9 protein-coding genes are annotated in these 13,783 nt (G+C 57.4%); 4 read left to right on the top strand and 5 right to left on the bottom strand.

Going from position 1 to position 13,783, the window contains the following annotated elements; all coding sequences use genetic code 11:
- The first annotated feature begins 185 nt into the window (after positions 1-185).
- From B3075_RS08450 to B3075_RS08435, 4 genes are all read left to right on the top strand, one after another.
- Positions 186-1,289, top strand: a complete 1,104-nt coding sequence (locus B3075_RS08450; RefSeq protein ID WP_290488115.1) for a tyrosine-type recombinase/integrase — start codon at positions 186-188, stop codon at positions 1,287-1,289.
- Between the two features lie 173 nt (positions 1,290-1,462).
- Entirely contained in the window at positions 1,463-2,380 is a 918-nt protein-coding gene (locus B3075_RS08445) for a DMT family transporter (RefSeq protein WP_290488116.1), read from the top strand.
- A 222-nt stretch (positions 2,381-2,602) separates the two neighbouring features.
- Positions 2,603-5,476, top strand: a complete 2,874-nt coding sequence (locus tag B3075_RS08440; RefSeq protein ID WP_290488117.1) for a PD-(D/E)XK nuclease family protein — start codon at positions 2,603-2,605, stop codon at positions 5,474-5,476.
- 19 nt (positions 5,477-5,495) lie between these two features.
- Positions 5,496-8,642 carry a UvrD-helicase domain-containing protein gene (locus B3075_RS08435; RefSeq protein WP_290488118.1) on the top strand — a complete coding sequence of 1,049 codons (3,147 nt, stop codon included), beginning with the start codon at positions 5,496-5,498 and terminating at the stop codon, positions 8,640-8,642.
- 214 nt (positions 8,643-8,856) lie between these two features.
- Here the strand turns inward: B3075_RS08435 and B3075_RS08430 are convergent, their stop codons facing one another.
- The 5 genes from B3075_RS08430 to rpmI form a co-directional block, all read right to left on the bottom strand.
- A complete protein-coding gene (locus B3075_RS08430; protein WP_290488119.1) occupies positions 8,857-9,603 on the bottom strand; it encodes a PEP-CTERM sorting domain-containing protein in 747 nt (248 codons plus the stop codon).
- Between the two features lie 304 nt (positions 9,604-9,907).
- Positions 9,908-11,293 (bottom strand): DUF6056 family protein, encoded by a 1,386-nt coding sequence (locus B3075_RS08425; protein ID WP_290489314.1) that lies wholly within the window; start codon positions 11,291-11,293, stop codon positions 9,908-9,910.
- Positions 11,294-11,325: 32 nt separating this feature from the next.
- Positions 11,326-12,771: an RIP metalloprotease RseP gene (rseP, locus tag B3075_RS08420; RefSeq protein ID WP_290489313.1), complete on the bottom strand. Its 1,446-nt coding sequence runs from the start codon at positions 12,769-12,771 to the stop codon at positions 11,326-11,328.
- 212 nt (positions 12,772-12,983) lie between these two features.
- Positions 12,984-13,367, bottom strand: coding sequence for a 50S ribosomal protein L20 (rplT, locus tag B3075_RS08415; protein ID WP_022198715.1), 384 nt, complete (start codon positions 13,365-13,367; stop codon positions 12,984-12,986).
- A 149-nt stretch (positions 13,368-13,516) separates the two neighbouring features.
- Complete coding sequence (gene rpmI, locus B3075_RS08410) at positions 13,517-13,726, bottom strand: 50S ribosomal protein L35 (protein WP_012420592.1); 210 nt, start codon at positions 13,724-13,726, stop codon at positions 13,517-13,519.
- Between the last annotated feature and the right edge of the window lie 57 nt (positions 13,727-13,783).

Below are 13,783 nucleotides of genomic sequence, written 5' to 3'. Positions count from 1 at the left end.
CCGTTCAGAGTATGTTGGCGTAACATGCTACCTTATTTCCGTATGCATTTATTATAAATTATATACAGAAGCCATCCAACAAAATAGCAGCAATATTGTTCATTCCTCTCATTCTTTTTTCCTTTCATTTTCAACATTTCGAGCTTGATGCACATGTTACGCCAACATCCATTATTTCATCCCGTATGGAACATCATCAGGAACCATGGGAACAGGTTTGCGCCCTGCTGACGGGCGGAAAGGTCAGCCCGGCGGAAGTTTTCATGCTGGGCATGCAGGCGCTGGAAGCCGCGAGAAGCCTGCGCGGAGGCAGAGGAACCCTGAAAAGAGCGCGCCGCATTATCCTGCTGGGGGCAAAAAACCTGGAAGAAATGGAACAAAGCGTCAGCGTAGCCCAGGCGGCGCAGGATATGCTGGAGAGTAAAAAAGACCGCCTGCGCCCAGTCAGCTTAAAAGGGCTGCGCACTCTGACGGGCAAACTGCTCCGGGACAGACCGGATCTGGCCCGGCGGCAGGTTCGCGGGCTGGATGCCGCCAGTTGCCGGGAATGGCTTAACGGCAGCTTCCGCACGCCGCGCCGCTTTCTGAATGGCCGGGCGGCCCTCAGCGCGGTCTGCTCCCACGCCATACGCCGCGGCTGGGCGGAACGCAACCCAACGGCGGGGGTGGATATCCCCGTCATCAAGGAACGCCGCATTGCCGCCCTGCCCGTGCAGGCATGCTCCCTGCTGCTGCGCCTGGCCGGGGACATGCACCACGGGGAATGTCTGGCGGCGGCAGGCATCATGCTGTTTGCGGGAATCCGCCCGGCGGAAGTGGAGCGGCTCCGCTGGAAGCACGTCTGCCTGGAAGACAAGGTAATCTCCATCCCGCCGCAACACTCCAAAACGGGCGGGGCGCGCCATGTCAGCCTCCAGCCCGCGCTGTCCAGCATCCTGAAACGCGTCAGGAGGCCCGCAGACATGCCCGTCACCCCCGCCAACTGGAAACAAAAATGGCGACAGGTCAGGGCGCGTTTCTCCGCCCTGACCGGCAGGCCATGGCAGGCGGACGTGCTCCGCCACACCTTCGCCAGCTACCACGCCAGGCAATTCAGGGATTTTTCCTCCCTGCAAATGGACATGGGGCACTCCAGCCTGTCTCTGCTCCGCACGCGTTATCTCAATATGGAGGGGATTTCACGCCGGGAATCCGCAACCTTCTGGCAATTAAACCACAACGCTCTCTTCATCGGCACTTCTTCATCCGGCTCCCCGGAAAAAGCGGGAACAGTTCCCGGCATCGCCTGAAGCAGGAACCATGCCTGCCGCGTTGACTCCCATATTCATTCCAGGCGCAGAATTATCTGACGGACAGAAAGACCATTTTCCGTTTTTTATCTTTGCCGGGAACACCCATAAAACTCTTGCAATCCGCTTGCGGAAGCGGAGAATGTGCGACCCGCCGCGCAGCGGGCCGCACCATGCCGTCAGAAATGCTGAAAGGACATATCGCGATGGGAGCGGCGGCCGTCATCTGGGGCCTCATGTCTCCCGTCAGTAAACTGGTCATGCAGCAGGGAGAAGTAAGTTCCGCTTCTCTCGCCACATTCCGCCTGCTGGGAGCGGCTATCCTGTTCTGGCTGGCCTCCGCTTTCGTGCCAGGGGAACCTATAGAAAGAAAGCACCGCCTGCCCCTGTTTTATGCCTCCCTGTTCGGCATCATTTTCAACCAGATGGCCTTCACGGTAGGCGTAGGGTTCACTTCCCCGGCGGATGCGGCCATCATCACCACCATTACGCCGGTACTGACCATGATTCTGGCAGCCTTCGTCCTCCGGGAAATGATTACGGGGAAAAAAATCATCGGGGTCTGCGCCAGCGCCATTGGAGCCATTCTGCTGGTTTCCGGCAGCGGAGGGCGTGCGGCGGCCCTCCCGGGAGACAACAACCTGCTGGGAGACATTCTCTGCCTGGCTTCCCAGTGCAGCGTAGCCGTTTACTTTGTCTTCTTTAAGAACCTGATTGGCAGATACTCGCCCGTCACCCTGCTGAAATGGATGTTTACTTATGCCGCAGCCGCCTGCCTTCCCTTCACCTTCCGGGAAGTTGGTTCCATCCATTATTCCGCCCTGCCCGCACAAACATGGCTGGGCATTGCCTACGTGGTGGCTCTGGCTACCTTTGTCAGCTATATCTGCCTGTCTTTCGCCCAGCAGCGGCTGAAACCCACCGCCGTCAGCATGTACAATTACTGCCAGCCGGTAATCGCCTCATCCGTGGCGGTGATGTGGGGCATGGACCACTTCGGATGGATGAAAGTCCTCTCCGTTCTGCTGGTCTTTACAGGCGTGCTTCTGGTCACCGGAACCGGGGGAAAAAGGGCCGTCCAGGAACAATAAACACGCCATTCCTCCGGATTTCCGCCGCCACGCCCCTGCCAGAAAGGCAAAAAGGTTCCTCCCTTCTCCGCCAACATGCGGCCAAAATCCGTTCACCTCACGGCGCGCCATGCGCCGCCCCGTTAATCATGAAAAAATAAGTGGGAAATCCAGTCATTCTGATATAGCATTCCCATGTAGTCCTCCGCTTTCCCCCTTGCCGGGGAATCCTGCTTACCTGCCATGAACCGCTTCTTTCTATCCTGGGACAAACCGGTCTGCCGGGCCGTGGCGGAACGCCTGCTTTCCCTGGGAAATGACCTCCACCGGCATCTGGTGCTGGTTCCCACACGGGAATCCGGGAGGCAGCTGAGGGAATTCCTCGCCTCCATTTCCCGTACACAGGCAATCTTCGCGCCCCAGGTCATTCCGGCAGACCAGTTCCCCCGGATGGAAGAAAAGGAAGAAACGGCATCCGCTCTGGAAGAACTGGCCGGGTGGCTCCTGGCCCTGGGGGACTCTCCCCACCGCCTTTACCCCCGCCTGTTTCCACACACCATGCCGGAGGATTTTTCCAGCATGGTGGAAATGGCCGGCAGCCTGCAAAACCTGAGGCACGCCATGGCGAACCAGGGCGTTTCCTGCATCATGGCCCACCATGCCAGTTCGGGCAGAGACGAACGATGGACGGACATGGAAAGGCTGGAAGAACAATGCACGCAACAACTGGAAAGCTGGAAGCTTGAAAACAGAACCGCCATGAAGGCGGAAGCCCCGCCCCGGCTGCTGAACTCTCTCAGGGAAACAGGAGGGAACATTATTCTGGCTTGCGCAGCGGAGGTTCCGGCCCCCCTGCGCCATGCCCTCCGGCATGCGGAAAGCAATGGCGTACCCGTCCAGATATGGATCCACGCGCCGGAGGAAGAAGCCGCCACCTTTGATTGCTGGGGATGCCCTCTGCCGGAAGAGTGGTCCCGGCGCCCCATCCAAATCCGCGACGGCCAAATCAGAATGGCGGCCAATCCGGCGCGGCTCGCTGAAGAAACATGCCGCATCATCGCCCGCACAGCGGAAGGAGAAGCTCCGGACATCGCCCTGGGCGTTTGCGATCCTGACATGAACGTTGCCCTGGACGCAGCCCTGCGCCAATACGGCTGGGGCCTCCACAATCCGGAAGGGAAGCCTTTTGCCGGAAGCGGCGTCATGGACCTGCTCCGCAACCTCCGGCGGGCGCTGGAAGAAAAAGGGACGGCGCGCCCCGTCTATTTCCTGGCGCGCTCCGCCCTGCTCTGCGCCTCCCTGGGAATAAGGAACCAGCAGAGTTGCTGCGCCGCGCTGGACAAAATCCAGCAGAAATACCTTCCGGAAACGGAAGAATACCTGCTTTCCAGGCTGAAAGAGGCTTATCCCGGCGCCTTTCCTGCCATCCAGGCCATTCTGGAATGGCGGAACCGGATGGCGGAACCGGGAATGCTGGGGGAACGGCTGATGGAATGGTTTCCGGCCCTGGCAACAATTTATGGCCCGGAGACGGAAGCCATGGAAATGTTCCATTCCTGCCTTTCCGGACTCATGCGGCTGCAACAGCGCTCCACCGAGTTCTCCAGCCCGGGGGCGGCCCTCCTGCTCCTGATGAAATGCCTCCAGCCGCTGCGCGTCAAAAACAGGAGAAAAGCTCATGCGGCTCTGGATTCCCTGGGCTGGATGGAAGTCCATTTCCGCCCGGAAAAACACCTCATTCTGACGGGACTAAACGAAGGGACCGTACCGGAAGGGGGCGTTTCCGACCAATTTATGCCGGAGGAACTGCGGGAAATCCTGGGCATTGATTCCTTTAACCGGAAAAAAGCCCGGGACAGTTTTCTGCTGACCGCCCTGCTCCATTCCCGCGAACGGGAAGGCGGCCTCACCATCCTTCTTTCCCGGACCAACAGCAGGAACGATCCTCTGACACCTTCCTCCCTGCTCATGCGCTGCACGGAGGCGGAGCTGCCGCGCCGCGTAGAACTGCTTTTCCAGGAAATCAGCGATGCGCCCGCGCCCTTGCCCTACCAGCGCGGGAACTGGCATCTTCAACCCGCGGAAGGCTGGAAGACCGCTGCGGACATCGGTGCGATGGCGCCTGGCTACAAAAACCCGTGGAAGGAAAGAGGACTTCCCTTCTCCCCCTCCGTCCTCAAAAGGTTCCTGGCCTGCCCCATGCGCTTCTGGATGCGGGAGGCGTTGCATATGAACGAGGAAGAATTCCTGCCGGACAAAGAGGACATGGCCGTCAACGAACTGGGCACCATGCTGCACGACGTGCTGGAATGCTTCTGCCGGGAGCACGCCGTCCTGAAAGACGGCATGAACGCAGCCTCCCTTCAGGACGCCATCACGGAAATACTGGAACACACCTTCCGGAAACAATACGGCCCCTCCCCCCTCATGCCCCTGCTGCTGCAAAAACGCTCCATGGAACAGAGGCTTTCCGTTTACGCCGTTCAGCACTTGCAGGCCCTTCAGGAAGGATGGTCCTGCATTGCCTTTGAGCGCCAGGTAGAGAACTGGGCACTGGACGGATTCCCCATGAAATTCCGCATTGACCGCATTGACCGCCACGCGGACGGTCGCATACGGGTCATTGACTACAAAACGGGAGCGGCCTCCTCCTGTGAGAAAAAACATCTGGAACCGCTCGGACGGCCGGACGCCCTGTCCCTTCTTTCCCCGTCCCTGCATCCCTACACCAAACGCCAGAAAAACGGGAAGCTGGCGCACGCGCGCTGGAAAGACCTGCAGCTGCCCGTTTATGTGCTGTGGGCCTCGGAAACCTACGGGGGCCATCCCTCTGCGGCTTATTACGCCCTTCCCGCCAATCCCATGGACATCGGAATCTCCTCCTGGGACTCCCTCCACGACACCATGCCCGGGTATGAGGAATGCGCGCTGGACAGCGCCCGTTCCTGGACGGTGGAGCTGATGAAGCTTCTTCATGAAGGCCGCGGGCTCATCACCGCGGAGGAACTGGGCTGGACACCGCCCTCTTATGACGTATTCAAGGACCTGATGACTTCCCGGAGGGAAAGCCTGCAGGATCTGCTGGGCCTCCGCCTCACCCCCCACCTGCCTTTCTAAGATGCCGCTCCTGACCAACATGTTGATCTCCGCTTCCGCCGGAACGGGAAAAACCTACCAGCTCTCCCTGCGTTTCCTGGGATTGCTGGCGCTGAACGGCGGCAACCACCCCGAACGCCTCATCGCCATTACATTCACCCGCAAAGCGGCGGGAGAGTTCAAGGACCGCATTCTGACAGACCTGGCCGCGGGGGCCGCGGACGAAGCAGGCGCGGCGCGGCTGAAAGAACGGCTCTGGGCGGTCATTAAGGGAACGGATGGGGAGCCCGGCCTCTGGCCCGGCGCTCCGGAGGCATGGAAGGAGGAAAACCTGCATCGGGAACGCTTCCTCCATTTACTGCACATTCTGGTGCAGAATTTGGCGCGGCTCAACCTCTGCACCATTGACAGCCTGTTTGCCCAGATTGCCTCCGCCAGCGCCTTTGAACTGGGAGTCAGCGGCTTCAGCATGATTGACCCCACGGCGGAGAAACTGGCGCGCCGTGAAGCCCTGCTCTCCCTGTACCGGGAATGCTCCGTAAACAGGGAGCGAAGGAAGGACTTTGAGGACGCTTTCCTTTCCGGGGCGGATTCTGACGCGGAAGCCGCGGACGCGGAGAATTCCATGATGCGCCGCCTGGACACCTATCACGAACTTTTTCTGGATGTGCCGGATGCCGGGATGTGGGGAAACCCCGTCACGCTGGGCTTCACGCAGGAGGAGCTGGCGCCTCTCGTCCCCCTGGAACAATTTGACTCCGTCCTGCACGACCTGTTGGAACAGGCCAAAGCCACCCCCATACCGGAGAAAAAAAGAGAAGCGAATACGCGGGAAGACTTCATCAGTTATCTGAAAAGTTTCAACACCTACACGTTTCTGGGTAAAGTCTGGTTCCGAGGAAAGAGCGGTTCCAAGACGGACATCTCCCCGGAAAAGGCTCGTGCCAAATTTGCTGAATACTGGTCTCCGCTATTGGAAAAACTCATCCAGAGCTGGCTACGCATGGAGACGCTGCAGGTACTGCGCCGCACCCGCGCCACGCACGGACTGATGCTCCTGTTTGAGGACAAATACTCCTCCCTGGTCCGCAACAAGGGGAGGTTCCTGTTCCACGACGTTACGCGCATGCTGGGAGGGGGCACCATTACGCCGGAACTCAAACGGGACCTGCAATACCGCATGTACTGCCGTTACGACCATTGGATGCTGGATGAATTTCAGGATACGTCCCAGCCCCAATGGCGCGTCATCAAGCCTTTCCTGGATGACCTGGCGGAATCCAAGGCCGGAAATGAAGGCAGCATTTTCGTGGTGGGGGATATCAAGCAGAGCGTGTACCAGTGGCGCGGCGGAGACCCGGAGCTGTTCCGCTCCGTTTCTTCACAGCTTCAACTGGAACAACGCGGCATGTCCACTTCCTACCGCTCCGTCCAGCCTGTGCTGGATCTGGTCAACGATATTTGCGACTATGCCCGGACAGCGCCCGGGTGCGAACCCGCCGCCCTGGAACAATGGGGGGAATATCCGGAGCACCGGTGTGCCCCCCATCTGGAAGGCCGCCCCGGCGCCTCCCAAATCTGGCAGGCGCCCAAGGCGGAAAACGTCTCCGCCAATGACCTGGTATGCCAGGCAGCGGCTGATATTCTGGAGCGTACAGGGGCCCTGCGCCGCGGCCTGGAAACAGCGATACTGGTCAGTACGAAGAACCAGGCTCTTGTCATCAAGGAATGGCTGACGGATCACGGCATCCCCGCAGAAGTGTGTGACGACGTTCCGGTAGGCGTGGACTCTCCGCTGGGGAAAAACCTGCTGTACTTCTTCCGCTGGCTGCTGATGCCGGGAGATCCCTTTGTCGTCGGCCTGCTTACTCATTCCCCGCTCCGCCCCCTCATCACGCCGGGATGCCCGGAAAGCATGGAGTGGAAAGAATGGCGCCTCCTGCTGGAACGGGAGGGCTACGCCGCCGTCATGGAGGAACTGGAACGGCGCCTGCTCCGGGGAGGGACGGAACTGACGGACTTCCACCGCGACCGACTGGCCGTCTGGCAGAATGAGGCGGAACAGGTGGACGAACAGGGAGTTTCCCTGGATGAATGGATCAGGCGCATGGAGGACCTGACCCGGCGGGAAGATCCCGCCGCGGGAATTGTCCGCATCATGACCATCCACAAATCCAAAGGGCTGGGATTTGACATCGTCATCCTGCCCCAGATCGGCAGGGATACTCCTTTCGCAAACGCCACGCATTTGACTCACTTCGTCAAAAAAAACAGGGATGGTGGAATAGAAGGAATCATCATCAAACCGCCCAAAGAAATCTATCAAGAAATTCCGCAATTCCAGGAACTTTACCGGGAATGGCGCGCCCGGCAGCAATTTGACGGATTCTGCAAGCTGTATGTGGCGCTTACCCGGGCCAAGCGGGCTACCTACGTTATCCTCCCGTACCGGGAAGACAAGGGAGAAGAGACGGCAGATTCCATGTGGAAAGTGGTCCGTTCCTCTATCCGGTCCCTCAACCGGGGAACGGAAAACATACTTCCGGAATCCGGAGCGTCATGCCTGTACTCCCGCGGTCTTGAAGGGTGGTACGCGGAATTCCCGGAAATCATACACAAACGCGCGGAGGAAAGCGCGCTGAAATGGCCGGCGCAAAAACCGTTGGCCAGAGAACGGATATCCCCTTCCGGCCTGTCGGAGGAAGCCTCCCCGCTCCAGGGAGAAAAACACGCGGGCGCAGGGAAGGCCGCCGCGCTTGGTTCCGCCGTCCACGCCGTGTTTGAACGGATTACCCGCTGGGATGATGAAAACAAGCCGGAGTGGGCTCTCCACCCTGCTACGGAGGCGGAACGCATCGTAACGGAGTGCATGGGCATCCCATCCATCCGGGAACTTTTCACGCCTCCGGAAACAGCGCGCATCATGAAGGAACAGCGTATTGAAGCCATTGACGGGAACAACTGGATTTCCGGCATCATTGACAGGCTGATTCTTGATGACAAAGCCGCCGTCATCGTGGACTTCAAGACGGATCATGCCGAATCCCCGGAACAACTGCGCGAGCGCCACTCAAACCAATTGAATGCTTATGCCCGCATTGTGTCCAGAATCACCGGAATACCGCTGGAACGCATAACGCGCATCATTGTTTCCACTTGCTTAAAGGAAACCGTTCCCATCCAATAAGCCTTTCTTTCCGGACAAATCCGTTTCCCTGTATTTTCCCGCGCTTCATTCCAATTCCGGCTCATCTCCGGTATGGGAAAAAGGGGCACCCGGAAAACAGGCTGGAATAGAAATGCCCTGCCGCACAGACAGGAAGAGGAAAAACGCCAAATAAAAAACCGCTCCGTGTGAATTACGGAGCGGCGTTGATAACAAGGCTTTGTTGCTTTCCGGGTCAGGCCCTGCGGCGGCGCAGGAACAGAGCAGCAGCGCCCAGCAGGCTCAATGCTGCCGTAGCGGGTTCCGGAACCTGCGTCAGGGCAAGATAATTGAGGGCCGTCCGGCCGTAAGAGCTGGAACCATTCCCCTGAATCGTAAGGGTAAGCGTTCCATCTTCCCCCACGACAATGTTCTCCACCGAGGAATAAAGCCCTTTATTGGCGGTAGCGCTGGAAGTTCCAGCATTTCCCGGAGTCAGAACGCCGGAATTATCTCCCGTCACGGAAGAAATTTCGGCCCAGTTCCCGCTGGCGTCTGTACCGAAGCTTGTCCACACGGCATTGGAAGCATCGGCGTTTCCAATCGTCCAGGTCTGACCGGCAAACACGTCCTTGCCTGTGAAACCTCCAAAGATGGACAAGGCATATTCCCCGGCGGCAAGACCACTGAACGTTACGGTGAAATAACCGGAACCATCGGCCGTTTGCGTTAAAAGACCGTCACGAAAGGAGTCCCCCAGACTGAAAGGCATGCTGCCGTTGAAAGGATTTTTCCAATCGGCTTCTTCCTCAGCCGTCTTGGTGGTGGTATAACCGTTTTCCGATACATATCCTCCGGCCGTGCTCCACGCCAAAGAAACGCTTCCCGGCATGCTGCCCAAAGAGGCGGTGGCGTTATCATAATTCATATTGAGAGCGCCTTCCGTCGTGGCGTCACTGCGTCCGAAATCAATCTGTACCGTCGCCGCCTGTACTGCAAGCATGGTACCCGCGATCAAAGCTAAAGAAAATAAGGATTTCTTCATGACAAAAGAGAGTAAACCGGTTCAACAATCCGGTGTCAATGGAAATCATGAAAACTTAATCATATACTACATTTATTTTTTATGGCATCAGTCATCTTCCATCAAGATGATAGAAATATATAACATGTTTAATGAGAATAAAATGGATTTTTATTGAGACAACCCGGCACTCACCGGATTGTTGATCCGCGGACATTAGCCGGCAGCTAAATAAAAAAGGCCGCCCGGAAATGGATCAGTAAAACGGCAAAAAAATAAGCCGTCAAGGTTCTGGAACAGCCACCCGGATGCTTTCAATCCCCAAATACCGAGCCATGGAACGATTGATAAATTCATCCGGATTCTCGCTGCTCATGCGCCACATCACGGAAACATAAGGAGCCAACGGCACGGAATCATAAGGAGGAACCGTAATGTTTTTCTTGCCTTGTTCCAATTCACGGCGGATGAACATGTTCCGTTCCTCGCACTGGCGGTGGATACGGGGAAAAGCCTTCAGATATCCGGAGCATATCCACAGGGCCGCGCCAGCCGCCGCCAGCAGTACGCAGAATGGAATCCAGCGCCTTTGCACAGCCTCCATCCATACTCCGTACAACCCCAGAATGCCCGTCATCATCAACACCGTAGCGGAAAACATGGCGTGCCATGCCGGAATCACACGTACAAAAAAGCTGATTGCCATGGCATGAGCCACCAGAATAAACAGCAGGGAGGCGCACATGCGCCGCCCGGCCTCCCCCCGCCAGATTTTCATCCCCGCTTTCACAGTCAGCAGGATCAGAGCGGCGGCGGCAACGGCCAGCAACATTTTAGGAATCAGCATGAATTCATAAAAGGCGTTTACCAGTTCCGGAATAGCGCCGAAACGCTCTCCCCAGGAATGAAGGACGGCAGCGCCGCCCGCCGTTTCCGAATGAAGTCGGGCGGCATTTCCTGGAGCCAGCAGAAGAAAGGCCCCTCCCAACGCATGGAATCCCCAGCCAATGAAGAACCAGCGGGGGAGCACCATTCCCCGGCTGCGAGCGTAAAACCAGTACACGAACAGCATTCCCAGGGAAGCGGGAATCTGGTTCTCATTCGTCATGCCGGCGGCAAATGCCGTGACGCCTATCCAGAACCAGGAAAAAGGAGTGTCCCGAATCCGGGAAGTTCCTGCCCATAAGGAGCGGTACAGGCACAGGAAACCCAGCCAGATGGCGGCCGACCATGCGTAATTGGTCCCTCCGGACAGCCAGAACATCGTGATGCCCGGCCTGGATGAAGACGTAAGCAAAAGAAGCGCCCCTGCGGCAAACAGCAGCACATCCCGCCAGTTTCCGGAATTTACCCTTCTTCCCTGCGCCAGGAAAAACATCATCAACGCCAGGGAAAGAAGCATGAAAGGATTGACGGCCAGAAAAAGCCATTTTCCCGCCGTAGCCGTAAAAATAGCAAGGAATTCCCCCAGCCGGGGATTCCAGTGCATGTATGACCACCAGCACCGCTCCAGCACAGGCAGAAAGGCAAGGCGGTGGTCCGCCCCGAACACGGAATGCATCAAGCTGTCCCCGGTGAAAGGAGTCCACCAGGTAAGCAGCATGGCATACACAAGAAACGCCAGCACCACCACCCGGAACAGGAAACGCGCCGCCAGTGACTGCTTCATGGAACAAGCCGGAATAAAAATGCCGTCCGCAACTAATCCGCAACGGCCTTGAATACCGGAGTGGGCAGCTTGTCCGGCTTCTTGCCAAAGAAATCCCCCACGTCCTTGAATGTCACGAACAGGAAGAACCCCATCAGCAGGAACACAAAGCCGAACTGGACGAATTCCAAGACTTTTGCATTCAGGGGGCGCCGAAAAATCAATTCAACGGCATTCATGACCACATGGCCGCCATCCACCACCGGAAGAGGCAGAATATTCAGAATCGCCAGGTTCACGTTCAACACCACGGAAAACCACAGGGCCAGCTTCCACCCTTCATCCAGGGAGAACATCTTGTAAAACTGATTGGCAATTCCCACTGGTCCGGAAAGGTGCTCCACGCCCACGCTGCTGCCGGGGGCCACCACCTTCGCCAGGGTATCCCCCATCCATTTCAAACTTTGCTTGATCTGCGCCCACGGAGAAGGATGGACGGTGACGTCACGTCCCACGGAGCTCAGGTCCCAGCTCACGCCCAGAATAGGCTGCGCTCCCCTGAGCAGAGAGCCGTCCGCACTATTGTGCCAATTCTCAGGTAGCTTCCCCTGGATATTCACCTGCCTTGTCCCCCCATCCCTGTCCGTCACATCCAGCAGGAGCGGTTCATTCTTCTTCAGCAGAGCGTCCAGCGCGGCAGGGTTCCAGAGGCGTTCTCCGTTGGCGGCCGTAATCTTATCGCCCGGGTTCAATCCGGCCAGAGCGGCAGGAGAATTGGGAAGCACTTCCCCAATCACGCAGGGCATGGCCTGCATCAATCCCACCTGGCGCATGCCGGAGCGCTGCCACCAGGACGTTTCCGGAATCCGGAATCCGCAGGAAATTTCCATTTCTCCTTCATGTCCGGGCCTCTGCACCGTAAAAACCACACGGTCATGCTCGCCCAGCATGATCAATTCCCGCACGCCTTCCATATTGCCCGCCCACTTGTCCACAGGATGGCCATCCACCTTCACAATCTTGTCCCCGGGCAGAATGCCGGCCTGCGCCGCAGGACTGTCCGGCGCAACGAAACCGACCGTAGTCACGCCCATCTCCACATCCGGCTTGCCCACCATCCAGACGGCCACGGCAAACAACACAGCCAGCAGAAAAGAAGCGGCAGGCCCGGCGGCGGCCACGATAATCTTGTCCAGGGGAGTGACCGGCTTCAAATTCCTGGGAAGCTCCGCATGCCCTTCAATGGCTTCCATAGGAGCCATCTGTGGCAGGGAAACAAAGCCGCCGGCCGGAATCCAGCCCAGCCCCCACTGTACACCGTTCACCGTTTTTTTCCAGATGGGACGGCCAAACCAGATTTGAAACCTGTCCACATACAGACCGCGCCAGCGGGCAGCGAAAAAATGACCAAGCTCATGAATAAAAATCATGAAGTTAAACAACATCACCACGCCGAAAATAATGGCGATGGTGGTAAGAACGGAAAGAATGCTGTCCATGGTAGTTTTTGCTGTTCAGGTTGCCACAGAACGCTCCTGTGAACAAGCTTCAAAGATGTCCTAATGACAAAGTGAATGCTGATATTCCGAACGGATTTCAAAAGATGCCGGCGACCGGCACCGTTATGTCCGGACATGAAAACAGCCTCCGGAAAATTATTTCCGGAGGCTGTCGGTTAACGTTTACTGAACAGATGGATGCTCCCGCACATTCAGGCGCGGAGAGCGGCGCCATCCTTGGCTTCAATGGCTTTCTTCGCTTGAGCAAAGATGGCGTCAAAAGCCTTTTCGTCAGAGACGGCCAAATCGGCAAGAACCTTGCGGTCCAAATCAATATTGGCGGCTTTCAAGCCTTCCATAAAGCGGGAATAGGTCAGACCGCGGTCGCGGACGGCAGCGGAAATACGGGCAATCCAAAGACGGCGGAATTGTCCCTTCCGACGCTTGCGGTCACGGTATTCATACTGCCAAGCCTTGTAAACAGCATCCTTGGCGTAGCGGAAGAGTTTGCTGCGGAAACCGCGGAAACCCTTGGCGCGCAAGAGAATGCGCTTACGGCGCTTGCGAGAGGCCGGTCCATTAGTGGCACGTGGCATAGCTTATTTCTATTTCTATCTTGAACAGACTGTTCTTCCTCACCTCCCTGCAGTCTCGCCTGTTCTTATCTTCTCATCGGAAGAAGGCTGCATGAAGGCCCCCCGTTCAGCGGGGGGAAAGCTCGGCATTAGTCGAGCGTTTCCGCGGTTTAGGCGAAAGGCAGGTTCTGCTTGACTGCCCAGACTTGCGTCTCGTCCACCAGAGCCACCTTGCCAAGCTGGCGCTTGCGCTTGCTGGACTTCTTCTGGAGGATGTGGCGCTTGCCCTGTTTACGGCGCAGTACCTTGCCCGTGCCGGTAACCTTGAAACGCTTGGCGACTGCCTTGCGGGTTTTATTGATACCACCTTTGCGGGTCATGGTGGAAGGAGATTACAGGCTTTTTCCAAATACGCAAGTATTTTTATGATTTTTTCC

This window comes from Akkermansia sp. UBA7090, assembly GCF_002493465.1.
Classification (GTDB): domain Bacteria; phylum Verrucomicrobiota; class Verrucomicrobiia; order Verrucomicrobiales; family Akkermansiaceae; genus Akkermansia; species Akkermansia muciniphila_A.
This window is presented reverse-complemented; position numbering and strand designations above follow the sequence as displayed.